Annotated in this window: 23 protein-coding genes; 8 read left to right on the top strand and 15 right to left on the bottom strand. The window is 41.8% G+C overall.

Annotation, left to right across the window (positions count from 1 at the left end):
* Positions 1 to 317: 317 nt before the first annotated feature.
* Genes ACYVIL_RS01940 through pilM form a run of 5 tightly spaced genes read right to left on the bottom strand, consistent with a single transcriptional unit; the run spans position 318 to position 4,836 of the window.
* Positions 318 to 2,078 (bottom strand): type IV pilus secretin PilQ, encoded by a 1,761-nt coding sequence (locus tag ACYVIL_RS01940; RefSeq protein ID WP_303470899.1) that lies wholly within the window; start codon positions 2,076 to 2,078, stop codon positions 318 to 320.
* A complete protein-coding gene (locus ACYVIL_RS01935; protein WP_460311374.1) occupies positions 2,071 to 2,607 on the bottom strand; it encodes a pilus assembly protein PilP in 537 nt (178 codons plus the stop codon). Before ACYVIL_RS01935 ends, ACYVIL_RS01940 begins: the two co-directional genes overlap by 8 nt.
* Positions 2,604 to 3,203: a type IV pilus inner membrane component PilO gene (locus ACYVIL_RS01930; protein ID WP_460311373.1), complete on the bottom strand. Its 600-nt coding sequence runs from the start codon at positions 3,201 to 3,203 to the stop codon at positions 2,604 to 2,606. Before ACYVIL_RS01930 ends, ACYVIL_RS01935 begins: the two co-directional genes overlap by 4 nt.
* On the bottom strand, positions 3,200 to 3,784 hold the full coding sequence (locus ACYVIL_RS01925) for a PilN domain-containing protein (RefSeq protein WP_303470893.1): 585 nt from the start codon (positions 3,782 to 3,784) through the stop codon (positions 3,200 to 3,202). Before ACYVIL_RS01925 ends, ACYVIL_RS01930 begins: the two co-directional genes overlap by 4 nt.
* A complete protein-coding gene (pilM, locus tag ACYVIL_RS01920) occupies positions 3,772 to 4,836 on the bottom strand; it encodes a type IV pilus assembly protein PilM (RefSeq protein ID WP_460311452.1) in 1,065 nt (354 codons plus the stop codon). Before pilM ends, ACYVIL_RS01925 begins: the two co-directional genes overlap by 13 nt.
* A 139-nt stretch (positions 4,837 to 4,975) precedes the next feature.
* On the opposite strand from pilM, the gene ACYVIL_RS01915 reads away from it, so the two are divergent.
* Together ACYVIL_RS01915 and ACYVIL_RS01910 are read left to right on the top strand one after the other, a co-directional pair.
* The gene (locus tag ACYVIL_RS01915; protein ID WP_460311372.1) at positions 4,976 to 7,678 is read left to right on the top strand and encodes a penicillin-binding protein 1A; all 2,703 of its coding nucleotides are present in this window, start codon (positions 4,976 to 4,978) and stop codon (positions 7,676 to 7,678) included.
* A gap of 269 nt (positions 7,679 to 7,947) precedes the next feature.
* The gene (locus ACYVIL_RS01910) at positions 7,948 to 9,636 is read left to right on the top strand and encodes an NAD-dependent malic enzyme (protein ID WP_460311371.1); all 1,689 of its coding nucleotides are present in this window, start codon (positions 7,948 to 7,950) and stop codon (positions 9,634 to 9,636) included.
* A 108-nt stretch (positions 9,637 to 9,744) separates the two neighbouring features.
* Here the strand turns inward: ACYVIL_RS01910 and argA are convergent, their stop codons facing one another.
* The 6 genes from argA to argC all read right to left on the bottom strand — a co-directional run bounded on the left by argA (position 9,745) and on the right by argC (position 16,533).
* Positions 9,745 to 11,061 (bottom strand): amino-acid N-acetyltransferase, encoded by a 1,317-nt coding sequence (argA, locus tag ACYVIL_RS01905; RefSeq protein WP_303470887.1) that lies wholly within the window; start codon positions 11,059 to 11,061, stop codon positions 9,745 to 9,747.
* 11 nt (positions 11,062 to 11,072) lie between these two features.
* Positions 11,073 to 12,449 (bottom strand): argininosuccinate lyase, encoded by a 1,377-nt coding sequence (gene argH / locus ACYVIL_RS01900; RefSeq protein WP_303470886.1) that lies wholly within the window; start codon positions 12,447 to 12,449, stop codon positions 11,073 to 11,075.
* 2 nt (positions 12,450 to 12,451) lie between these two features.
* Positions 12,452 to 13,684, bottom strand: a complete 1,233-nt coding sequence (locus ACYVIL_RS01895; protein ID WP_303470884.1) for an argininosuccinate synthase — start codon at positions 13,682 to 13,684, stop codon at positions 12,452 to 12,454.
* 124 nt (positions 13,685 to 13,808) lie between these two features.
* On the bottom strand, positions 13,809 to 14,717 hold the full coding sequence (locus ACYVIL_RS01890; protein WP_460311370.1) for an ornithine carbamoyltransferase: 909 nt from the start codon (positions 14,715 to 14,717) through the stop codon (positions 13,809 to 13,811).
* A complete protein-coding gene (gene argB / locus ACYVIL_RS01885) occupies positions 14,714 to 15,508 on the bottom strand; it encodes an acetylglutamate kinase (RefSeq protein WP_460311369.1) in 795 nt (264 codons plus the stop codon). The genes ACYVIL_RS01890 and argB overlap by 4 nt, the downstream gene beginning before the upstream one ends.
* A complete protein-coding gene (gene argC, locus ACYVIL_RS01880; RefSeq protein ID WP_303470879.1) occupies positions 15,505 to 16,533 on the bottom strand; it encodes an N-acetyl-gamma-glutamyl-phosphate reductase in 1,029 nt (342 codons plus the stop codon). Before argC ends, argB begins: the two co-directional genes overlap by 4 nt.
* A gap of 338 nt (positions 16,534 to 16,871) precedes the next feature.
* On the opposite strand from argC, the gene argE reads away from it, so the two are divergent.
* Both argE and ACYVIL_RS01870 read left to right on the top strand, forming a co-directional pair.
* Positions 16,872 to 18,023 carry an acetylornithine deacetylase gene (gene argE / locus ACYVIL_RS01875; RefSeq protein ID WP_460311368.1) on the top strand — a complete coding sequence of 384 codons (1,152 nt, stop codon included), beginning with the start codon at positions 16,872 to 16,874 and terminating at the stop codon, positions 18,021 to 18,023.
* Positions 18,024 to 18,050: 27 nt separating this feature from the next.
* Positions 18,051 to 18,470 carry a methylglyoxal synthase gene (locus ACYVIL_RS01870; RefSeq protein ID WP_460311367.1) on the top strand — a complete coding sequence of 140 codons (420 nt, stop codon included), beginning with the start codon at positions 18,051 to 18,053 and terminating at the stop codon, positions 18,468 to 18,470.
* Positions 18,471 to 18,515: 45 nt separating this feature from the next.
* Here the strand turns inward: ACYVIL_RS01870 and ACYVIL_RS01865 are convergent, their stop codons facing one another.
* The gene (locus tag ACYVIL_RS01865; RefSeq protein WP_303470874.1) at positions 18,516 to 19,331 is read right to left on the bottom strand and encodes a Spy/CpxP family protein refolding chaperone; all 816 of its coding nucleotides are present in this window, start codon (positions 19,329 to 19,331) and stop codon (positions 18,516 to 18,518) included.
* Positions 19,332 to 19,540: 209 nt separating this feature from the next.
* On the opposite strand from ACYVIL_RS01865, the gene ACYVIL_RS01860 reads away from it, so the two are divergent.
* The 4 genes from ACYVIL_RS01860 (at position 19,541) to trmL (ending at position 23,277) form a co-directional block, all read left to right on the top strand.
* Positions 19,541 to 20,236: a response regulator gene (locus ACYVIL_RS01860; RefSeq protein ID WP_460311366.1), complete on the top strand. Its 696-nt coding sequence runs from the start codon at positions 19,541 to 19,543 to the stop codon at positions 20,234 to 20,236.
* The gene (locus ACYVIL_RS01855; protein WP_460311365.1) at positions 20,233 to 21,630 is read left to right on the top strand and encodes an ATP-binding protein; all 1,398 of its coding nucleotides are present in this window, start codon (positions 20,233 to 20,235) and stop codon (positions 21,628 to 21,630) included. The genes ACYVIL_RS01860 and ACYVIL_RS01855 overlap by 4 nt, the downstream gene beginning before the upstream one ends.
* Positions 21,631 to 21,714: 84 nt before the next feature.
* A complete protein-coding gene (locus tag ACYVIL_RS01850) occupies positions 21,715 to 22,710 on the top strand; it encodes an alpha/beta fold hydrolase (protein WP_460311364.1) in 996 nt (331 codons plus the stop codon).
* A 102-nt stretch (positions 22,711 to 22,812) separates the two neighbouring features.
* Positions 22,813 to 23,277 carry a tRNA (uridine(34)/cytosine(34)/5-carboxymethylaminomethyluridine(34)-2'-O)-methyltransferase TrmL gene (gene trmL / locus ACYVIL_RS01845; RefSeq protein WP_303470866.1) on the top strand — a complete coding sequence of 155 codons (465 nt, stop codon included), beginning with the start codon at positions 22,813 to 22,815 and terminating at the stop codon, positions 23,275 to 23,277.
* A gap of 17 nt (positions 23,278 to 23,294) precedes the next feature.
* Here the strand turns inward: trmL and gpsA are convergent, their stop codons facing one another.
* Genes gpsA through grxC form a run of 3 tightly spaced genes read right to left on the bottom strand, consistent with a single transcriptional unit; the run spans position 23,295 to position 25,101 of the window.
* Positions 23,295 to 24,308 (bottom strand): NAD(P)H-dependent glycerol-3-phosphate dehydrogenase, encoded by a 1,014-nt coding sequence (gene gpsA, locus ACYVIL_RS01840; protein ID WP_460311363.1) that lies wholly within the window; start codon positions 24,306 to 24,308, stop codon positions 23,295 to 23,297.
* A 6-nt stretch (positions 24,309 to 24,314) separates the two neighbouring features.
* On the bottom strand, positions 24,315 to 24,818 hold the full coding sequence (gene secB, locus ACYVIL_RS01835; RefSeq protein WP_460311362.1) for a protein-export chaperone SecB: 504 nt from the start codon (positions 24,816 to 24,818) through the stop codon (positions 24,315 to 24,317).
* A 25-nt stretch (positions 24,819 to 24,843) separates the two neighbouring features.
* On the bottom strand, positions 24,844 to 25,101 hold the full coding sequence (gene grxC, locus ACYVIL_RS01830; protein WP_303470860.1) for a glutaredoxin 3: 258 nt from the start codon (positions 25,099 to 25,101) through the stop codon (positions 24,844 to 24,846).
* Positions 25,102 to 25,117 lie beyond the last annotated feature (16 nt).

Raw genomic sequence — 25,117 nt, 5'->3', positions numbered from 1 at the left:
CAGTTATATGCTGAAATTTGCAAGTTTTGTTGCTTTTAATTTGCACCATCATCAAATATAGAGGTGTAAAGATATGTTTTTGGTACCCCATTAACGATGTGTTTAGTTACATTAAAAGGAGTATTCGTCTCAACAAAAGCGCTAGCAAATGTACCATAAAATTGTTGAGTTACTTAATTGTTATGGACACAATTGCGAAGAGTTACATTGTAGCTAAAAGACACAGCAGATCAAGAGTGTGTAAACAAAGGTTCTATTTCATAAAAAAAGGCAATAAAATTGCCCTGGAGTGGTTATTCAAAAATGCGTCTAGGTTATTAGAGTGTATCCACTAGTATTTTAGGGGTAACAAAAATCAGCAGTTCACGTTTTTCATTTACCTTTTGAGTGTTTCTAAAAAGCGTACCCACGACCGGCAAGTCGCCTAAAAGAGGAATTTTAGACACATCATCAGTGGATGTTTGTTGGAATATCCCGCCTAGTACAATGGTTTCGCCATTTTCCACTAATACTTGTGTGCTGATTTCCTGTGTATCGATAGCGACTGCAGGACCTGTCGAGGTGGACACAGTTTCACCGCGAGTGTCTTGGGTCACAACAAGATCTAATATAACCCGATTGTCAGGGGTAATATGGGGAGTCACTTTTAAACTCAATACCGCTTTCTTAAACTCTACGGACGTCGCACCACTAGAGGTAGCTTGTACATACGGAATTTCCGTCCCTTGCTCGATGTAGGCTTCTTGTTGGTTGGCTACTGTGATGCGCGGGCTCGCGATGATTTCACCTTTGTTTTCTGTTTCAAGTGCGCTGAGTTCTAAATCGATAATAGTGCCATCTACCAATCTCGCGATTTGAATACCGATACTTCCCGCTGGGTTCGTTACTGGAAGATTAACATTCAATCTATCTGCTAAATCTGGGAATACCCCTGAGGCAATGTCATTAGCGCCTTCCAGTGATCCTGAAATGCCGCCATCGGAAGTGCTGTCACTTATGCCCCATCTGACTCCAAGTTGCTCATCAACATTGTCGCGAACGGTTACCATTCTGGATTCAATTAAAACTTGCTTAATGGGAATATCCAAGGCTTTTATCAGAGCGCGAGCTTCTTCTACTGACTCCTGAGTATCTCGCAACAACACTGTATTGGTGCGCTCATCAATGGTGACAGAACCCCTTGGACTAAGAATACTCGCGTCGGCAGATTTTAAAATTGCTGCCATCTCTTGGGCTTTAGCGTAGTTAATTGGAATATTGACTGCATTTAGGGGCGCTAAATCGGCCACTTGTTGCTTAGACTGCAATTGTTGTGTTTCTCGAGCAGTCAATTCTTCAGAAGGCGCTATAAGCAGAATATTCCCTTCAAGTCGTTTATCTAAGCCCTTAATTTTTAATATCATTTCAAGGGCTTGGTCCCAAGGAACGCCAGACAAACTAATAGTTACGTTACCACTAACAGTATCTGTAGTAACTAAATTGAAACCATTGACCTGGGCAATAATCTGTAGCACTTGACGAACAGGAACATCTTGAAAGTCTAACGAGATGGGCTCACCAGTATATGCTGAAACTGCTTTATTTGCTTCGGGGGTATCATCTTGCTCAATTTCGATGACTAATTGTTTACCGTTCTTTTTATGACTAAAAATTGATTTGTTAACTAAATTGAACTCGACTTTACTACCTTTGGTTTCTTGAAAGGTTTCTATGCTCGATACTTGGCTGGCAAAGTCTGCAACATCAAGGGTGAAAAGTTGATCTTCAGCGAGTTTTACAGCTGGCAAGGTAAGGGTTATTTTGCTGTTTTTTTGCGATAGCTGCATTTGGAAGTCGCTATTATCGAAATCTAACGAAATACGACTGCCTCCTGTTGAAGTGCGGTTAAAGTTCAAATCTGTCAATTGTGAGCGAAAAGCACTCGCCACTGCCTGTTCGGGATTAACTAATTCTGCTTGAACTTGTTGGGCTTTGGAATTGAACGAAACAGAAGATATTCCGGCAAGCACTAACGCTAGCCAAATCCAAGTGTGATTGGCTTTGTTTAGTTTGTGATTAAAGATATAACGCTCAGACATTGTTATTTTCTCCTGCCTGTGAAGACATGCTTAATGTTGCTTTATTTTTTTGCCAGCATCCGGCACCATCAGGCAGCATTTCTTCAATTGAAATATCACCATTGTTGATAGACGTAATTTTTCCGAAAAACAAACCTATGTAGTCTCCTGTGGTGACCTTATGTAACGAACCATCATTGGCGGTAATTAGTGCCCATTTTCGTCCTTGACTGGTGAACGTTCCAGAAATGGTTAGTGCGTCTAATCCAAACGCCTCCAATGGACCTTTGCTTCTATTGAAGTCTGGTTGCAAACAATTTTCACGTTTTACTTCTACCGTTTGAACCGCTGTGCTTCGAGGTCGTTTAAAAGGGCTACGTAGTCCGCCAGCTTTATATTCAAAAGCGGGTTGGGTTTTGAACTCAGGATAGGGCTCAATACTTATGGAAGTACTTTGTTTAACTTCAACTACGTAGGTGACTAAATCGTCGGTTTTCGCTTCACAGCCCGCTAACGTAATAACGGCCATCATAAAAAATACTATTTTCATTGACCTTGCTCCGAAACTGCTGTGCGATATGTTTTTGCTTGAAGCTGTAAACGTAATTCAGAACCTTGTTGAGTTATATCAAAATTATGCAAAGTTACAATGCGCGGCAAGGCAGCGATATTAGATACAAATTGTCCAAATTCATGATAGTTGCCAGTGACTTCCATTTGAATAGGTAGCTCAGTATAAAATTCTTTTGGAATTTCTTGTTGCCAGTTTATCAGTTTAAAGTTTAAACCTGCGGTTGTACCCACAAAAGTAATATCATCTATCAGACCTGGCGTTTCATTACTGGTTGGCAGTGATTTTAACATTGAGGAGAAATCTGCTTCTATGCGAGCGAGCTGTTCCTCATAAGCTTTTAAATTAACGGCAATTCTATATTTAGCAGCAAAAGTTTGTTTTAACTCCACTTCGTTGCCTTGAACACGTCCTAAAACGGGCAATTTAGAGGATATCAATCCATAGTATCCACCCACTGATACCAATATAGCGACAAATAACGCGACTACTGTTTTCACTTCGAACGGCCAGTTGGCGACCTGTTCGAAATCCAGCTCGTTCATTTCTTTGAGTTTGTTTACATCAAATTTCATTGCTGTTCCTCTGTTGGTGTTGCAGAGAAATCCGGTGCCACTGAGGAGTTTATGGTAAAGGTTAACTTAAATTCACTTACAGCATCTGGCGCGGAGGTATCGGCGACAATAGATGATAATTCACCTTGACCAAATATTTTAGAGTCTTCTATTTTGCGCATAAATGAAGATAAACGGTTGTTAGATTCGCTGACCCCTGATAATTCTATGATATTCCCTTGTCTCGAGAATGAGCGGAAAGAAACACCAGGTGGAACTAAGCGTGCAAGTTCATCGAATATGATTGGAGCAACATTACGGCTGGTCTGCAATTGTTCAATCAAGGCCATTCTTTGTTCAATGGCTTTTTTACTTTCTTTAATATCTTTTATCTTGGCAATCTCGGCATCTAAAACGGCTATTTGACCTTCTAAAAATGCATTTCGCTGATTTTGGCCAGCGATCTTGCTATCGATTAGCATGCCTATTAGGTAAACAATAATCATCACAAAAAGGGCGACGGCAAACAGCAGCGTTAAAAAATCCTTCTTCTGTCTTTTGCGCAGTTCCTCTCGCCATGGTAATAAATTTACATGTGACATGGCTTGAAACTCCTAGATGCTAAACCGGCTGCAATCGCTAATTGTGGAGCTACGTCTTGGAAACCTTGCTGTTCCGCTTTTTCAGAAATTTGCATTGCTTTAAATGGATTGAAAACAGTCACTTCCACTGCTAATTCTGATTCTAAATCAGCGGCTATTTGTTGTATATTTGCGCCACCACCACAGACCATCATGGATTCAGGTCGTTCCGCACCAGTTGAACTAATATACATCTGAACCGCGCGACTGATATGTTGATTTAGGTTAGCTAAAAATATCGGGAATGTATCTTCACGCCAGGTAGCAGGTAACTCACCTTTAACCAATTGTTGCTCGGTTTCTGATTTATCCAGGGTGTGAATAATACTCAAATCTTGAATAAGACTATCCATCCCAAAACTATGCTCTTTGCTATAAACAACTCTGTCATTTTCGACCACGCAAAGTTGTAATTGAGACGCGCCAATATTGAAACATAGCACGGGTTTGTCTGCAGGATAATCGGCAAATTCAATTATTGCATTGCCCAGCGCATAATTTTCGATATCAACAATTTTAGGTATAAACTCGAGCTCCCTTAACAGGGTAATACGGCTATCGACGACATCTTTGTGGGCAGCACTTAACAATACATCCACTTTACCTATATGTGTCTTGCTCTCACCTAGCTCTTCAAAATCTAAATAGACTTCTTCTAATGGATAGGGAATAAGGCTGTCAGATTCGATTTCGATTTGTGTTTCCAGTTCGAAATCTTGTTGGTCGGGATCCATATAAACGATTTTACTTAACACTGAACTGCCTGATATAGCCACCACAACATTTTTGTTTTTGCTTTTCAGAGACAGTTTCACTTTTTTGAGCACGTTACTAATAGCGTCAAAATCTTTTATTTCTCTGTCAGCAAAGGCATTGCCGTTTATTTGCTCACATGCGAAACTCTGTACCTTAGTTTGCTTGCCATCTTGTTCGAACAAAACGGCCTTAACGTACCTGGTACCGATATCGAGACCTATCATTTGAGAGGCTTTTTTCTTGAAAAGTTCTTTCAACACAGTTAGTTCCGAACCATATTAATTGCTTTAGTTTTACCATTATTACTCATTTTTTTGTTTTTAATGGTTCTAATAACGGTACATAGGTATAAAATATAAGTCATTTAGTTAATTTTGCTCTGGTAGTTTAATTTTTGTGAAGTACATCAAACTGTTATTAATAATGAGTATAGCCGCATTTCTGCTTGGTACGATAGCGATTGTAGGTATGTACTTTTATATCAAACCCGATCTTCCAAGTGTTGAAGTGTTAAAAGACGTTCGCTTACAAACACCCATGAAGATTTATACACAAGACGGTAAACTGATTTCTCAGTTTGGTGTCAAGCGTCGCATACCATTAGAGTTAGACGAAGTCCCGCAATCACTCATTAATGCCGTACTTGCAATAGAGGATAGTCGATTCTACGAACACCCTGGTATAGATCCTATCGGCTTAGGGCGAGCTTTTGTGAATTTAGTCTTGACTGGCGAGCGTGGGCAAGGTGGTAGTACCCTTACAATGCAGCTAGCGAGAGGCTTTTTCTTAACCCGTGATAAAACCTACATTCGAAAAATAAAAGAGATCTTTATTGCATGGCATATGGAAGGTTTGCTTAGCAAAGATGAAATATTGGCGCTGTATTTAAATAAAATTGAATTGGGGCATCGCGCTTTCGGGTTTGGTGCAGCCGCCCAAGTTTATTATGGCAAGGCGGTGAATGAGCTGAGTCTAGCTGAAGTGGCGACCATTGCTGGGCTGCCTAAAGCTCCTTCTACATTGAATCCAATTTCCAGTCCAGAAAGGGCTAAAGCGCGCCGCAGAGTTGTATTGTTAAGAATGCTTGATGAGGAGTATATAACTCGTGAGGAGTTTGATCAGGCTAATAACGAACCGGTGATTTCTAAACGTCATGGCGCGGAAATTCAGTTAGATGCGCCTTACTTAGCCGATCTTATCTACAATGAAATGGTTGAGCTGTATGGCAAAGAAGAAGCTGAAACCGGCGGTTATCAAGTATTTGCTACTGCGCCATCGGATTTACAGTTTGCCGCACAAACTGCAGTGATACGTAATTTGCATGATTATGACGAACGCCATGGATATCGTGGTCCCATTCGAGTGTTATGGGGAGAGCAAGAAGAAAATAACCAACAGAATAACAGTGCAGATGAAAATTCTGAACTGATTGAACTGGTAGAACTCGACTCAGCCCCATGGGACGAAACTCAGATGTTAGAGGTTTTGACTGCGTATCCGAAAATTGGAGTTCTTAATCCGGCAGTGGTCACTAAAGTTGATGAAACCAGTTTTGAAGTTTTTAATGGCCAAGGGGAATATCAAACCATCGAATGGCAAGGTATGCATTGGGCAAGGCCTTATATAGATGATAATCGCCAAGGTAAGGATCCTAAAACTGCGAGTGATATTGTTGCCGAAGGTCAATTAATATGGATTAGACAAAACGAAGAAGGTATCTGGAAGTTATCGCAATTGCCTACGGTGAGTGGCGCATTTGTGGCTCTTGACCCTAATAATGGTGCGGTTCAGGCAGTTGTAGGCGGTTATAGTTTTTACCAGAGTCAATTTAATCGCGCGACCCAAGCAAAAAGGCAAGTGGGCTCAAATATTAAACCTTTCATATATTCTGCCGCAATCGAACAAGGCTATACCTTAGCGAGTATCATTAATGACGCCCCCATTAATCAATGGGATGCAAGCACAGGTACTGCATGGCGGCCACAAAACTCACCGGCAGTTTATGATGGACCCATTCGCATGCGTGTTGCTTTAGGAAAATCGAAAAACGTTGTATCTGTTCGTTTGTTACGTGCAATTGGTATCAACGCAGCAGTGGACCATCTTAGTAAATTTGGTTTTGACCGCAGTGAAATCCCTAAAGATGAAACCTTATCTTTGGGCTCAGGCTCGCAAACACCTTTAGAGGTTGCCACTGCCATGTCAGTAATCGCTAACGGTGGCTATTATGTGCGCCCTCATTTCATCCAGCGTATCGAGGATGAATATGGCAAAATTCTATGGCAAGCTAATCCACCACAGGTTTGTGAAGAATGTGAAAGCCTTAATGCCGAGCAAACCCAAGAGGAAAGCTCGTCAGAACTCAATCCAGAAGAGCTGACAGAGCAGCAGATTGAAGCTTTGTTGGCAGCTGAATTAAATGGTTTGTCGGAACCAGAAGCCGGGGCTGAGGAAGAGCCCGAGATAAATATTGCTGAACGAGTGGTGTCGGCCCAAAACACATTTTTAGTCCGAGAAATGATGCGCACCGCTGTGCGTGGCAATGGTCGTTGGAGCAACGATCCTAAGCGCAATACCTATTGGCTGGGCACAGGTTGGCGAGCTAGAAATATTCTCGGCCGCACTGATTTGGCGGGTAAAACCGGTACTACCAATGACTCTCGTGATACTTGGTTCAGTGGCTTTGCGCCTGGACTCGTTGCTACCTCTTGGGTTGGCTTTGATGATATGAGTCGAATGTTGGGGCGCACTTCCCGAAATCAGAATTTGATCAACGAAAACCCTGAGAAGTTTAATTGGATTGGTAACGCTATGATAGGTGCCGAAGATGGTGCTAAAGCAGCTCAACCAGCGTGGATCCGATTTATGGAAAAAGCCCTGGACGGCGTACCACAACAAACTAAACCTATGCCTGAAGATATTATCACCGTAAGAATTGATCGGGAAACAGGCAAGCTCACAACGCGAACCGATTACACTTCAATGTTTGAATACTTTATCCAGGGAACAGAACCAACAACTTCAGTTCAATCAGATAGTATTGTGGATCCCTTTGAAACGAGTCAACAGGACAGTGTCGAACCTGAAGATATTTTTTAACGAGCTAAAGTGCTATCCACCTATATTAACTATAAATAAAATGAGCTCCAAGATTAGCCGGGTAACTTAATCGCTAATTTTGGAGCCTGTGAGCTACTTTGATGGACGTGAACTTTCGTTAAACATTTAGCACTATATTGACGGGCTCATCTGACCAGACAAATTGATACTGAGTTTACCTCAGTATTGGTTAGACTTACGCTCACTAAACAGTTAACCCATAAAATCCTCTTTAGAAATAAGAGAAAAACGGAAAAAGATAACCTCTAATGAGTAATACATCTAAATACTTGTACATTCCCCACTCAGGCCCATCATTATTAGAAACGCCATTATTAAATAAGGGCAGTGCATTTACTGCAAAGGAGCGTGAAAATTTTAATTTAACCGGTCTATTACCACCACGCTATGAGAGCATTGAAGAACAGGTAGAGCGCGCCTATATGCAATATTCCAGTTTTTCTTCTCCTATTAACAAGCATATTTATCTACGAGCGATACAGGACAATAATGAAACCTTATTTTATCGTTTAGTGCAGTCTCACATCGATGAAATGATGCCAATTATTTATACCCCAACGGTAGGGGATGCTTGTGAACAATTTTCTGATATTTATCGTAGTTCACGTGGCTTATTTATTTCCTATTCTGAGCGGACGCAAATTGACGATATCTTGCGCAACGCAACCAAGCGCAAAGTGAAAGTCATAGTGGTAACCGATGGTGAGCGGATTTTAGGGTTGGGTGACCAAGGTATTGGCGGCATGGGAATACCCATTGGTAAGCTTTCATTATATACCGCTTGCGGTGGAATTAGCCCAGCTTATACCTTACCTGTAATGCTGGATGTGGGTACCAACAATGAAAAATTACTTGATGATCCAATGTACATGGGCGCCCGTCACAAACGGATAACTGGCGAAGAGTATAATGACTTTGTGGATATGTTTATTCAAGCAGCCCATAAACGCTGGCCTGAAGTGTTAATTCAGTTTGAAGATTTTGCACAGCCTAATGCTATGCCATTGTTAGAGCGCTATCGTGAGCAGGTATGTTGTTTCAATGATGATATTCAAGGTACAGCAGCTGTCACTCTTGGTTCTATTTTGGCAGCATGCTTGAGCAAAGGAGTTAAGTTAAAAGATCAAAAAGTGGTGTTTGTGGGGTCAGGATCGGCTGGATGTGGGATCGCAGAGATGATTATCAGCCGTATGTGCCATGAGGGTATCAGCGATGCTCAAGCCAGGCAGCAAGTATTCATGATTGACCGTTTTGGGTTATTAACCGATGGTATGCAAGGGTTGCGAGATTTCCAACAGAAATTAGTTCAAAACCCTGAAGTGATTAAAGGCTGGAACACCGAAAATGAGTGGGCAAGCTTATTAGATGTGGTGAACCATGCAAAACCAGATATTTTGATTGGGGTATCCGGTCAGGCTGGTTTATTTACCGAAGACGTCATTCGCGGTATGAAAGCGAATTGTGATTTACCCATTATCTTCCCATTAAGCAATCCCTCTCGTCAGGTTGAAGCCAGACCTGAACAAGTTATTGAATGGACTAACGGGCAGGTAATTATTGCTACGGGAAGTCCTTTTGACCCAGTTGAATATAACGGCAGTATATTCCCCATTGCCCAATGTAATAACAGCTATATTTTCCCAGGAATTGGTTTGGGTGTGTTGGCTACTAAAGCTCGATTGGTCAGTGAGGAGATGCTGATGGCCACTAGTGAAGCCTTAGCGCTGGCTTCTCCTTTAGCTAGCGAAGGTGAGGGGTCGTTATTACCGCCTTTAACTGATATTGCAAGTTTAAGTAAAAAGATTGCATTTGCAGTAGGAAAGGTTGCTCAACAACAAGGTTTGGCACTAGAAACCAGCGACGATGCGCTACGAGCAAGTATTGAAGCTAATTTCTGGAAACCTAAATACCGTCAATACAAACGAGTGAGTATCTAAACTCGTTGTAACTTAATACAATGCCAAAAAAAAACGGCCAACGATTCGCAAAAATAGTTGGCCGTTTTTTTATTCAGAAATAGCTCGATACTGGTTAGTTCCAGAAGTCTATTTATCTAGGGGCATAACAAATACCTTCGAGTTCCTCTGAAAGTTGTATAACAACTTTTTCGATTCAGGCAGGGCATCAATGCTGGACATCACAAAACCTTGCTCTTGAAACCAATGAGCGGTCACAGTTGTCAGCACAAAAATACTCTCTAATCCTTGTTCTTCAGCGTCTTGCTTTATGGCTTCAAGTAAGCGTTCAGCTCGACTTTTACCACGATAGTCACCATGGGTAGCAACACAAGCAAGCTCTCCCGTACCATCTTGGGGGTAAGGGTAAAAAGCAGCACAGGCGATAATCATGCCGTCGCGCTCGATAACAGTAAACTGTTCAATCTCCGCTTCTAAAAGCTCTCGAGAACGTTTAACCAAAATCCCTTTCTCTTCGAGGGGATTGATCAACTGTAGGATCCCTCCCACATCTTCAATTTTCGCTTTGCGAAGTTGCTCGTAATGGCGTTTTGAAACAAGAGAACCAGAACCGTCTCGTGTGAATAACTCTTGCAGTAAAGCCCCATCTTTTTTGAAGCTAACGCAATGGCAGCGGGGAATATCCGCAGCAATGGTTTGATTGATTGCGTCTAAGATGCCTCGTTGATCTTCTCTGGCACCTTCTTCCAGCAAATCAGCCAACTTTGATGAGTCTATGTTGCGGCGCAGTTTTCCGCTTTCATCTAAAATGCCTTGATGCTCAGAAAAAACAATCAACTTGTCGGCGTTTAAGCTTATCGCCGCTTGAGTGGCAACATCTTCATGAGATAAGTTAAACACTTCTCCTGTGGATGAGTATCCCATAGGTGATAACAAGACGATGGAGCCATCTTGAAGGTGATCGTTTATGCCAACTACATCAATACGTCTCACCACGCCCGTGTGCTCAAAATCAACACCGTCTCTAACGCCCATAGGCATGGCGACAACCAAATTACCAGAGCACACACGAATATGCGCGCCGTGCATTGGCGAGTTTGCCAGCCCCATGGTTAACAGAGCCTCAATTTGCGAACGTACTGAGCCTGCAGCGTCTTTTACCGATTCCAAGGTGTCTTTGTCGGTTAAGCGAACATTATTACTAAAGCGTTTTTCAACACCCCGTAAGGCAATACGTTGGTCGATTTGCGGGCGCGCACCGTGTACCAAAACAAGTTTCACACCCAAACTATTAAGTAAGGCTATGTCATTGATAATATTGGGGAAGTTAATGTCTTCAACGGCCTCGCCACCAAACATTAAAACAAACGTTTTGCCCCTATGAGAATTAATATAAGGGGCAGAGTTGCGAAACAACCTAACGCTATCAATGTCTGACATCACCATTATTTCGTTCCTCAGCTCTTTATACTTTTCAGTTCAGCATCAAGGGCTGCAAATACTGGCTGTGCACCTGTGCCACCAAGTATATTGCGCTTATCAACCAAGTACTCTAGCTCTAGTACGGCATACACATCGTCTTCAATTTCAGAACTGAAGTTTTGTAATTCCTCTAGCGTTAAATTTTCAATGGCTTTGTTTTGTTCGATAGCAGCGAGTACGATTTGTCCAGAAATGTCATGTGCAGTTCTAAATGGAATACCTTTGGCAACAAGATAATCGGCCATTTCGGTCGCATTGGCATAACCTTGCTTAGCTGCTTGCGCTGTGCGCTCTGCATCTAATTCAATGGTGTCTACTACTTCGGCAGCTATGCACAAACAAATATGCCATTGATTAACCGCATCAAAGGCACCTTCTTTGTCTTCTTGCATGTCTTTGTTGTACGCAAGCGGAAGGCCTTTCATAGTGACTAATAATGCCTGCAAGCTACCAAATACTCTGCCGCATTTGCCGCGCATTAATTCCAATGCATCAGGGTTTTTCTTTTGTGGCATCAATGATGAGCCAGAAGTGACAGCATCACCTAAGGTGATAAACCCAGCTTCACCAGAATTAAAGAAGATAAGATCTTCTGCCATGCGTGATAAATGCATCATGGATGTACTTGCGCAGAATAAAAGCTCTAGAACATAGTCTCGATCAGATACTGCATCTAAACTATTCACACAAGGAGAGGCAAAGCTAAGTTGCTCTGCAATCTCCTGACGATCAATAGCGTACACAGTGCCTGCTAAAGCACCACTGCCTAATGGACATTGGTTCATTCTTGCCAGCAAATCTTGTAAACGACTAATGTCGCGTTTGAGCATTTCAACATACGCCAAACACCAATGCGGATAACGCACGGGTTGAGCGCGTTGCAAATGGGTATAACCTGGCAAGATAACTTTTCTATTGCGATCGGCTGACAGTACAAGGGCATTTTTAATTGCGATTAGATCATCTTTAAGACTTTCTAAATGCTCTTTACACCAGAGTCTAAAATCCGTCGCCACTTGGTCGTTTCGACTGCGTCCTGTATGCAGTTTTCGGCCTAAGTCACCTAGCTTTTCAATTAACGCTGACTCGATGAAGCTATGAATATCTTCTTCACCACTGGCATCAAAATCCAGTTCATCGGCATCGGCTTTACTCAGCAATTCATTTAATGCAGATTCAAGTTGTTGCTGTTCTTCAGTGGTTAACACGCCAGCTTTCGCTATGGCACGAGACCAAACAATCGAGCCACGAATATCTTGGCTCGCTAATATTCGGTCAAAGGGCAAAGAGTCATTGACCTGTTTGAACATGTTACTGCTGCCCTCTTGGAAGCGGCCTCCCCATAAACCCATGACTAGTTTCCTTTTTTAGCGTCTTGCGCTTTTTTATTCAAGGTTGCGATGCGGCTCGACAAGCTAAACAAACGAATGAATCCTTCGGCATGTTTTTGGTCATAAACATCGTCTTCACCAAAAGTCGCAAAGTCTTCTGAATACAAGCTATTTGGCGAGCGACGTTGGGTCACAGTGGCACGTCCTTTATATAGCTTGATCACAATGTCACCGGTAACTTGCTGTGCAAACACTTCGGCACCTGCTAACAAAGAATCAGATAGGGCTGTAAACCAACGGCCGTCATACATTACGTGGGAGAATTCTAAGCCTAGGTATTCACGATGTTTTAATGCCGCTTTATCTAAAACCATACACTCTAGCGCTTTGTATGCTGCCATCATTACGGTGCCCCCAGGTGTTTCATAACATCCGCGAGACTTCATTCCCACTAACCGGTTTTCAACAATATCAATGCGGCCAACGCCATGTTTAGCTGCAATGTTGTTTAATTCAACGAGTGCTTGATATGGCGATAAGGCAACACCGTTTACTGTGGTGAGTTGTCCTTTATCAAAACTCAAGGCAACACTTTCTGGCTTGTCTGGGGCATCCTCTGGATCCACTGTCATGGTCCAAATGCCTTTGGTTGGTTCACACCAAGGATCCTCTAGTTCACCGCCTTCATGGGAGATGTGCCATGCGTTTGCATCACGGCTGTAAATCTTCGTGGCAGAAGCACTGGTTTTAATATCCCGTTCTGCTAGATAATCTAGTAAATCTTCACGTGAAACCATATCCCACTCACGCCATGGAGCAATGACTTGTAAATCAGGTGCTAGTGCAGCAAATGTACTTTCGAAACGCACTTGGTCGTTACCTTTACCCGTACAACCGTGACAAAGCGCATCTGCCCCTACTTTGCGGGCAATTTCTACTTGAGCTTTAGCAATTACTGGACGCGCCATAGACGTACCTAGTAAGTACTCACCTTCGTATACTGCGCCAGTTTTAATCGTTGGATAAATATAATCTGCAACAAACTCTTCTTTCAAATCAACGATATAACATTCGCTGGCACCGGTTTTGATGGCTTTTTCATGGAGGCCTTCTAATTCTTCATCACCTTGACCTACATCGGCAGCAAAGGCCACTACTTCACAATCATAATTTTCTTTCAACCATGGAATAATGGCAGAGGTATCTAAGCCGCCTGAATAGGCAAGTACAACTTTTTTAACGTCGGGTTTTGACATAACTATTTCCTAAATAAACTTGCGCTGATTGGTAATTTGAGCAAATCAGCTTAAATGGATTAATTTATTAACTAAATTTCAAACAATTCTTTTTATGCACGATTAAAGCGTGCCATTTATGCTGTTAAGCCAACAAGGTTACTAGAATTGCATTTTGACCATGCATTCTATTTTCAGCTTGCTGCATTAATAATGATTTATCGCCATCAATTAGCGCACCGCTAATTTCTAAATCACGATGGGCTGGTTGGCAATGCATTACATACTCAGCACCGGTTAACGCCATCATAGCCTCATCTACTTTATAAGGGTCAAAAATACGTTTAATATCTTCTAAAGGCGTTTCGTCACCCATTGATAACCACGTATCTGCATACAGGACATTTGCCCCTTTAGCAGCGGAGATGTCATCACTTTGGGTGATTTTCGCTCCGGTTTTTTGGGCAATCTTCTGGCTAATTTCAAATATCCTTTGGTCAACTTCGTAACCTTCAGGCGTTACACTCACAATATTGACCCCAAGTATTGCGCCAACAATTAAAAGTGAATGAGTAACATTATTACCATCACCCACATAGGCTAAGGTCAAATTTTCTAACGACCCGTAGGTTTCTTTTAAGGTTAGAAAGTCAGCTACCGCTTGGCAGGGGTGGTACAGGTCACATAATGCGTTGATGACTGGTACTTTAGCCGCCTGGCTAAATTGTACTAAGGTCTCGTGACTATAAACTCTGGCAACAATGGCGTCGGCCCAACAGGCTAAATTTGCTGCCGTGTCTTTGGCGTCCTCTCGTCCAGCTAACTTACCCGCTTGGGAATCAAGATAAACCATGTGACCACCGAGTTTATTGATACCAATATCAAAACTTACTCGGGTGCGCAGAGAAGGTTTCTCAAATAAGGCGGCAATAGATTTACCCGCCAAAACTTGATTGTATTTTTCAGGTGCAGCTTTGATTTCAGACGCAAGGGTTAACAAATTGGTTAATGCCTCTGAGCTCCAATCTTTAAACGTTAGTAGGTCCTGTTTCATTTGTTTTCCTTTAACGATGGGAAAATGGTTGTACCTGCAGAAGCATTGTCTTCAACTTCAGTACCTTGGGTTAATATTTCAAGGTTTTTCCAACTTGCTATAGTCACAGATTGCCCTATTTGGTTCGCTGCATCTAAAGCTGCTTCTACTTTCACTGTCATACCTTCGCGAATAACGCCATCTGATATTAAGGTTTCAATATCGCTAGACGTGAGTTTGTTAATAAGTGATTTATTGTGATCCAGCACACCAGCTACATCTGATAATAAAACCAGTTGTGCATTAAGCAGTTTGGCAATGGCGGTCGCTGCTTGATCGGCGTTGATATTTAGTAATTCACCTTGGTCATCCGCCCCGATAGAACTAACAATGGGCAAAAAACCGGCGGCCAACAACGTGGTTAGTAGTGTTTGGTCAACGGGCTCAGCTGAGCCTACATTTCCTAACTCTTCACTAATCTGATGGCAATGCGTAATGTTACCATCCAATAAACTTAATCCTACAGGGTTAAGTCCACTTTTTTTCGCTAAAGCGCACAAATTTTTGTTTGCAGTACCAGCCAATGCGCCTACCACATAATCAATTTGAGATTTAGGGGTGACTCTCAGACCATTTACTTTCTGACTTGTGAGGGATAAACCTTTAAGCAACTTTTCAACACTGCTCCCGCCACCATGGACAAGTACTACAGGTTGCTGTTCTTGAGCTGCAAATAGTGCGCTAAAAAAGTCATTGGAAATACTGGGATCATCTAAAAATGCCCCACCTACTTTGACAACTTTAACTTTCATTGTCCCACCTCTGCAATTAATCCAGTTGAAGATGCATAACCGAAGCTCAAGTTTGCACATTGAATTGCTTGAGAGGCTGCTCCTTTCAATAAATTGTCGATGGCACTACCAATCACTAAATATCCTGACGTTTCATCCAGCTTCCAATGCAGATCACAGTGCGCTGTGTTTACCACATCGTCCAATTTGGGGAAGTGCGCTAACAATCGGACAATGGATTGATTGTTATACGCTCGATGAAATGCTTCAGAAACTTGTGCGGCGCTAGTACCTGCAACAGTTTTTACTGTAACAGTGGCAAGAATACCGCGTTTAAAGTTACCCAAGTGGGGGGTGAAAATTACCTCGGTACCCAGAGATTGGCTAATTTCTGGCTGGTGGCGATGGCCAAGCACACCATATGCCTGCAAGCTCACCTCACAATAGCTATTACCCAGTGCTGCTTTTCTTCCAGCCCCACTGACACCGGATACCGCATTAATAATGGGGCGGTGATCTTTATCTAATAGATTTTGATTAAACAATGGTTTTAATGCCGTTAATGAAGCCGTAGGATAGCAACCAGGCACGGCAACTAAAGATGCATCAGCAATAGCATCTGCATTCCACTCGGCCAAACCATAAACCGCTTGTTCCAGTAAGTCACTATGTTGATGTTCAAAACCGTAAAAGTCTGAAAATACATCCACATCTTTAATTCTAAAGGCCCCCGATAAATCAAATACCTTGGCTTTTCCTGCTACTAGAGTGGGCATCCAATCGTGGCTAGCTTCGTGAGGCGTGGCTAAAAATATTGCATCTACTGAACCAGCCAATTCACTTAATAGCTGATCATTAATTGGTACCACTTTTTTGTCTACTAACCCGGTTAATGATGGGTGAAGCTGACTCAAAGGTTTATTTGCATCTTGACTGTTTTGGGAAACAAACAATCCTGCTAGTTCAAATTTAGGGTGCAACGTCAATATTCTGGCCACTTCTGCTCCAGTATATCCACTCGCTCCGATTACACATGCTTTCAACATAATGATGATTACCGATAATTTTTAAAAATGTTAACTTAGAATAATAAAAAAAGCGCCCCAATCCTTCAAAAACTTCTTCTATATCAAAGGAGAGGAGCGTGCTACGCAACAAAAATTTAGACTCGTCGAATAGACGTAAACGCGTAGCTAGGCAGGGAGTTATTTGTTGTCATGGTGCTCATTTATTCTCTATTCATCAATTTTCAGGCAATATGCACTGTAATTGACCGCTAAGGTTTAATAATCAGTTTAAAACTGGTTCTTTGTAACATGGACGTAGCATGCCATCAATGTTATAAATATGCAATAAAAGTGAATAATTATATTTAAAGGTTTTTATGCCAAATTTAACTTTCTTAGAAGTTTATGAAAAAATCATTTCCATCCCTACAATAAGCGCAATAGACGAAAAACTGGACATGAGCAATCGTCAGTTAATTGATTACTTAGGGAATCTTTTTTCTGGTTTAGGTTTCAGCATTTCTATTCAACAAGTACCAGAAGCACGAAATAAATTTAACTTGCTTGCTAAACTCGGCACGGGCGAGGGCGGCTTATTATTGGCAGGGCACTCGGACACGGTGCCTTTTGATGAAGGGCGATGGAACAGTGACCCCTTTACTCTGAAGCAAAAAGACAACCTCTTATATGGTTTAGGTACGTGCGATATGAAAGGTTTTTTTGCGTTTATTTTAGAAGCGTTAAAAGATATCCCCCTGAATAAACTGCAAAAACCCCTATATATTTTGGCGACTGCCGACGAAGAAACCTCTATGGCTGGTGCTAGATTTTTCGCACAGCAACAGTTAATCAAACCGGATATGGCAATTATTGGCGAACCCACCGAGCTCAAACCCATAGGTAAACATAAGGGGCATATGGCGCAAAGCCTAAATATTACCGGAAAAGCGGGTCATTCAAGTGACCCAGATAAAGGGGTCAATGCAATTGAAATCATGCAAATGGCAATACAGCAGCTACTGACACTGCGTGATAAATTAGCGAAAAATTATCGTGATGAAAGTTTTAGTGTTCCTCAGGCAACATTGAATTTAGGTCATATTCATGGCGGTGACGGCGAAAATAGAATTTGTGGTCATTGTAAACTGAATTTTGATGTCCGCTGTGTGCCTGGCCTCAGCGATGAAGAAGCGATTGCCTTAATTGATGAAGCACTGTTGCCCGTAAAGCAAGCTTATCCTGATCGCGTGGACATGCAGTTGATGTATCCGACTGCTCCGGCGTTTTCGTGTAAAAACGAGCACGATATTATCGCTTTGGCGGAACGGTTAACGGACTTTAAGGTAACCAATGCCAATTATGCAACCGAAGCCCCTTTTATTAATCAACTGGGCTGCGATACGCTGGTGTTGGGCCCGGGGAGTATCAATCAAGCCCATCAACCGGATGAATTTATTTCGTTAGAATATGTGGATCCCACCGTCACATTGATAAAGAATATGATAAAACACGTCTGCTTTAGCGAATAGGCAACATAAAACTAGGAAATGTAAACTATGACTAAGTTAGCTAAAAAAACCATTGCTTTAGTTGCGCACGATCACATGAAAGCAGAATTGGTGGATTGGAGCCGTTCTCATATTGAACAATTAAAACATTTCAATTTAGTCGCCACGGGCACGACAGGTGGTTTGATAACTGACAGTTTGAATTTACCGGTTCATCGCTTTAAGAGTGGCCCATTAGGTGGAGATCAGCAAATTGGCGCGTTAATCGCAGAACGTAAATTGGATTGCTTAATCTTTTTTTGGGATCCGTTAAACCCAGCACCACATGATCCGGATGTGAAAGCATTGCTTCGATTATGTTCTGTGTGGAATTTACCGGTGGCCTGTAATCGTTGTACTGCGGATTTAATCATTAGTTCGCCGCTGTTTGACAGCGACGAATATATGAGAAAGGTACCTGATTATTGAGCGGGCTATTCCCACTCAATAATCTGTTACTAGCTGAGGTGATAGTTATGCTTCGTCGTCTTGATGACGTCTTTTCTTATCACCTCTGTCACCACCTTTGCGGTGCTCTCTTTTTTCTTCCATTTTCGCCATTTTTGCCTGTTGTTCTTGATTAAGAATATTCCAGATTTGATGGCGAACACTAGACATTTCTGTGGACATTTCCAATTGCACTGCTTGCAGCTTTTGGCTAACCGCTAACCATGCATCTTGATCGAATGACTCACTTCTAACGATTTCTTGAGCCTGCTGGCGATAACCTTTAGCCGTTTCACGCTGTGTGTCCATCGTCGTTTTTTGGGCTTTAAATAAGGCTTTAATTTCGCTGCTTTGCTCTTCAGTTAAATCCAGTCTCTTAAACATCTTCATTGGCGAGCGGCGCTTATCTCCTTTCGCCTTTTTGCCTTTGCGATTTTTACCCTTTTCGTCCATGGCACTTAACTTTTGTTGTTGCTCGGCGGTGAGGGTATTCCAGATTGCATTGCGTTTAGTCGCTGCACCAAGAGCCAGTTGTGCTTTAATTTCCTGCTCAGTTTCTAAAAGACTGACCACGGCTTCTTGATCCCAATCTGTTGATCGAATTAAACTCTTAAGCTGCTCTTTGATATCTTTCAGATCTTGCTTATATATTTTGCCATCTTCTTTGCTTTGTTTCATGATGGTGCGTACATCAAGCTTTTGTTGATCCGTTAGATCTAATTTTTTGAACACTGCTCGCATAGGAGATTCTGGACGCTCATGAGCTTGAACCGCTATTGAAGAAATGGCTGCTGTGGCCGCCATCGCGATTAGCGCTTTAGATAAAAATAATTTCCTTTTCATGTGTATCACCTTTTGGTTATTAGCTTATCGAAATAACGACTTTAACTTTGTCGTTAACTTGATAAACATTATAGTAACGTCAACGCAAAGATGTGTCTGGGCATTGTAAAGCTTGTGTAAATAATGTTCTTCTTGGCTGTCACTTGAATAGCTGGAAGCTTACAATCCATTCCATAATGTGCCAATGACTGCAAGAATATTGAGGTAACATGCAAACTAAATCACTACTTGTTATTGATGATGATAAAGAATTATGCGACTTGTTGATAGAATATTTGTCGCCCCAAGGTTATGAAATAGATCAAGCCAACGATGGTGAGACAGGCTTACAAAAAGCCATAGGTCCAAAACACTACGATTTAATTTTGTTGGACGTTATGCTGCCTAAAATCGATGGTTTTGAAGTGCTCAAGCGATTAAGGACGAGTCATTTAACCCCGGTACTTATGTTAACTGCCAAAGGCGATGATTTTGACAAGATTTTTGGGTTGGAGTTGGGAGCTGATGATTATTTACCTAAACCATTTAATCATCGAGAATTGTCAGCACGTATTAAGGCCATTGTGCGGCGCATGGACTACCTACCTTCTTCAGGCTCCCAACAGCGCCTGCAAATCGGTAGCGTTATCTTGAATCCGAATACTCAAAGCGTTGAGTGCGCAGGGAATAGCTTGGAGTTTACTGCTACCGAATTTTTAATTTTACAGCTACTGATGATAAATGCTGGGCAAATTGTCAGTAAGAACGATATTAGTGAAAAAGTGTTGGGCAGAAAGTTAATGGCTTTTGACCGCAGCATTGATATGCATGTGAGTAACATTAGACGCAAGTTAATGCAGTACATTGACGAAGAAAAGATTAAGACGGTCAGAGGGACTGGTTATTTATTTGTGGTAGAACAATGAGGTTTTTACGCAAACTAAATCCTATTAATAGCCTTTTTGGAAAAACATTTTTATGGTTTTGGTTGGCCGCAATTATGTTGGGTGTTGTAGGTGCTTGGTTGGCCAAACAGACCCACTCCGATTATTCCATTAGACCGCTGAATGACAATAATATTCATCGTATTGAAAAATTAGTTACACGCATCGAACTTGGTGCCGCACGATTTCCTAATGCTGATTTAATTAGGTTGTTGAATCGAACGGGGCAAAGAAACAAAGACGCGCTGCTTTTAGTGGAGCAACAAAGTAAAAGCTTTGTTTACGGTTTTCCAAAGGAGATGATGCCCTTAAAAGAGCCGTTTTTGGAATTGATGAATGAGTCACAACCTTATATGATCCGCACCACTTCGGGAAATTTTTACGGCCCATTTAAGGTCAGAATAAACGAACTAAATTATGTATTGTTCGCGGGTAAGCCTCGTCCCCCTAATCTTATTAGGCAATTGATTCGAACCAATCCTGTAGCACTAACCCTTAGTGTGCTTTTTGTCAGTGGTAGTCTCTGCGCGTTGTTTGTATGGTCGCTACTGAGGCCTATTCGTCAGTTACAGAAAAGTGCAAGGCAAGTGGCAAATGGTGATTTAACTCAGCATTTAGCATTTGCATCTAAAAGAGGGGATGAAATAGGCGAGTTGGGTAAAGACTTTAATTCTATGACTAAGCGCCTTTCCCAATTAATTGGTAGTCAAAAGAGGCTGGTGGCCGATATATCACATGAATTGAGATCGCCATTGGCCAGATTGCAACTCGCCATTGGCATTGCCCAAAATCAACAAGAACCACTTCCAGAGTCCATTGAAAAACAGCTTTTGAGAATTGAAAAAGAAGCCCAGCAAATAGACTCAATGATTGGTCAAGTACTACGTCTGTCTAGGCTAGAAGCCGATGTGGCGGTTGAAGATAGACAATTGGTTAGTTTGGAAAATTGTTTAACCGAGCTTTTTAATGATGCTGCCTTTGAGGCGCAAAATAGTGGCAAGCAGTTAATTTTAGGTGACATCCCTGAACTCACCTTGAATTGCTACCCAAACCTGTTGAAAAGTGCCGTGGGTAACGTGATTAGCAATGGTATAAAATATTCTTCTACTAAAGTTGAAGTGTCAGTTTCCAATCTCACTACTACACTGCAAGTGACAGTAAAAGATGATGGGCAAGGAGTGCCAGAGTCGGATTTGGAAGATATGTTTAAACCGTTTTATCGACTGTCTGCATCTCGAAATAGAGATACTGGTGGAATAGGATTAGGGTTAGCTATTGTTAAACAAGCTGTAAAAGTGCACGGCGGCCAAGTTATTGCTGTTAATTCTCCTGAAGGTGGATTGATGGTTACTATCACAATTCCTATTAAAGAATAATAAAAGACATATAAGGCAAGATTGAGAGTGAATTATACTCCAAGGTTATTACTTGGAATAATGCGGTATCTAGCATCTTGGTGAGTGATTGAATTGTTAGCACAAAACATGGGTGAAGATTTTCAAGTCGCAGAATTTGAATCTTTGATAGAAAAGCGGAACGCACAATTTATTGAACCGTTTTGGCAAAAGCAGGTAACCAGCGATAACATTTTTGGCAAGCAACAAGTACGAATTGCTTATGCCTATGTTATTAACCCAGAACCAGTTGGCAGTATCGCTATTTCTTCGGGCCGAATAGAAAGCTTACTAAAATATAAAGAACTGGTGTTCAACCTCTATCATGCTGGGTTTAGCGTGTTTATTCATGACCATCGTGGTCAAGGGTTGTCAGGACGAATGTTAGAAGATCCTGAAAAGGGGTATGTGGATGACTTTGCTGATTATGTTGCCGATTTTAAACTTTTTTATGATCAGGTAATCGCTCCTAAGAGTAAACAAAAACCAATTTTGCTCAGTCATTCTATGGGTGCTGCAATTGCGAGTTTGTACCTTTTGACCCACCCAGATGACTTCGCAAAATGCATTATGTCAGCACCTATGTTTGGTGTTCGACCCGCCTTACCTAAGTGGTTTAGTTGTTTGCTAATCGAAGGCTATTTGGCCCTCAATCGGTTTTTTGGCAAATCACCTTGGTATTTTATTGGTCAAACTAAATATAAGCCTAAGGCATTTGAGGTGAACGAATTAACGCATTGCCGGCAAAGATACAAAATTTTTCGAGATATTTACGAAGCTAATCCCCAATGCAAGCTAGGTGGGGTAACTACCACTTGGCTCAAACAAGCCGATAAAGCGATGACATATATCCAAAAAAATGCAGCTAAAATTACCACTCCTATTCTATTAATACAGGCTGGCCAAGATAGCGTCGTAAATAATACTAAACAGACTCAAGTAGCGTGGAAAATGTTGAACTGTAAAGTGCTGCATATAGAAAATGCTAAACATGAAATATTTTTGGAAAGTGAAGAGATTCGTGATCAGTCCCTGCGTGCCATTTTAAGGTTTCTTGCATAGACACATGTATCACTCTACCCTATAAAATAATTACGTTGCGGGTTCGTGAACAGATATTATTTGTTACACTTGCAACATTCTTTTTCCGACCTTAGATAACCTATGCTCAGTATTGTTCTTTATCAACCTGAAATCCCACCCAACACAGGGAATATTATTCGTTTATGTGCTAACACTGGTTATGATCTGCATTTGATAGAACCTTTGGGGTTTGATTGGGATGATAAAAAAGTGCGTCGAGCTGGATTAGATTATCATGAATTCGCTCAGGTCAAACGTCATCAGGATCTTGAAACCTATATACAGACAGAAAGCCCTAAAAGAGTGTTCGCTTGCACAACAAAAGGGACGAAAAACTTTGCAGAAGCTGAATTTAAAAAAGGCGATGCTTTGTTGTTTGGCCCAGAGACCCGAGGTTTACCCGATGAGGTGATACAGGGCTTGCCTGCTGAACAACGTCTACGAATCCCGATGTTAGCTAAAAGTCGAAGTATGAATCTATCGAACGCTGTTTCGGTATTTGTGTATGAATCTTGGCGGCAATTAGGCTTTGAAGGGGCGGTTTGAGTAGAGGTTAGAGGGTCCTAACCTTCTACTGTTGGTTCTCGACCGAGCAAAGTAAGGGCAGCATGTTTAGCTGGTTTACCTTGATACAGTACTTGATAAATTTGCTCAGTAATTGGCATTTCCACCGCTAATTTATCTGCTAAGATTTTGACTTCTTCTGCGTTTCGATAACCTTCTACAACTTGACCGATACTATCTATCGCATCTTGTACCGATTTCCCCGTGCCTAAGGCCAATCCGAAACGTCTATTTCGCGATTGATCATCGGTGCAGGTGAGTACAAGGTCGCCTAATCCTGCCATGCCCATAAAGGTTTCAGGTTTGGCTCCCATTTTCAGCCCTAACCGTGTTAGTTCTGCTAGTCCACGAGTTATGAGTGCGGTTCGTGCATTTGCGCCAAACCCTAGGCCATCAGATAAACCTGCGCCAATAGCGATAACATTTTTAACTGCGCCACCTAATTGCACACCAATAAAATCGGGGTTTTTGTATACCCTAAAGCTTTTTGAACAATGGAGTTTTGCACTAAATTCTTCAGCCAATACTTCATCTGTAGAGGACAATGAAATCGCTGTGGGTAACCCTGCCACCATTTCTTTGGCGAATGTTGGCCCTGAGAGCACGGCCAATGGAATCTCATTGCCTAGTACCTCTTCGGCTACTTCTTGAAGGAGACGACCGGTTTTGGGTTCTAATCCTTTTGTTGCCCAAACCAAACGATGTTGCTCTGTCAAAAAAGGTTTGATTGCCTTGAGTGTTTGCGCAAACGCATGGCTAGGAACTACAACTAAAATATCCTGGCTTTTGGAGATAGCCGAGTCAAGTTCTAGGGCGATCTCTAAGGCATCAGGAAATATCGCGTCGGGCAAATACCGTTGGTTGCATCTAGATTGTTGCATTTCTTGCATTTGCGCTGTGTCACGACCCCATAAATAGGTTTTTATACTATTTCGAGCAAGACAAAAAGCAAGAGCGGTGCCGTACGACCCCGCTCCTAATACTGTTACGCTTTGCTTATTTAGCATGGTCATTGATGATTAAGCATCAAGTTTTTGAGCTTGACCTTGCTGTTCTTGGGCACGCTTTTGCATATAGGCTGCAAAGATTGCATCAAAATTAACCGGAGCAAGGTTCAATGGAGGGAAAGTACCTCTATTAACCAAATTAGAAATGGTTTCTCTTGCATAAGGGAACAAGGTGTTCGGGCAGAATGAACCTAACGTATGGGCTTTATTTGCTTCAGGCATTTCGCCAACCATGAAAATACCTGCTTGCTGTACTTCACAAAGGAAAGCCGTTTCTTCTCCTAAAGTGGCAGTAACCGTAACGGATAAAACAACTTCATAAAGATTTGCTTCTAATTCAACTGTTTTAGTATCTAAATCCAGTTTAATTTCAGGTTTCCACTCTTTCTTAAAGATAGCTGGAGAATTTGGTGTTTCAAAAGAAATGTCTTTAGTGAAAACACGTTGAATTGCAAATTGTGCATTTTGTTGTGGGGTTTGCTCACCGGCTTGGTTAGCTTGAATATCATCTGCCATGTTAAGTTTTCCTTAGTTTACTGCGTTACACGCTAAGTAGATTGTCTAGTTTATTTTGTGACTCAAGTGCATACATGTCGTCACAACCACCTATATGCTGGTCATTGATAAAAATTTGTGGAACGGTATAACCGCCGTTCGCGCGGGTAATCATAGTGTCACGAAGATCTGGATTTTGATCAATTCGATACTCATCGAATGCAACGCCTTTTTCTTCCAATAATGCCTTTGCTCGATGGCAGTAAGGGCAATAACCTTTGGTATATAGTTCAACTTTGCTCATTGTTCGCCTTAAATCA

Source organism: Aliiglaciecola aliphaticivorans (genome assembly GCF_054782055.1).
This window is presented reverse-complemented; position numbering and strand designations above follow the sequence as displayed.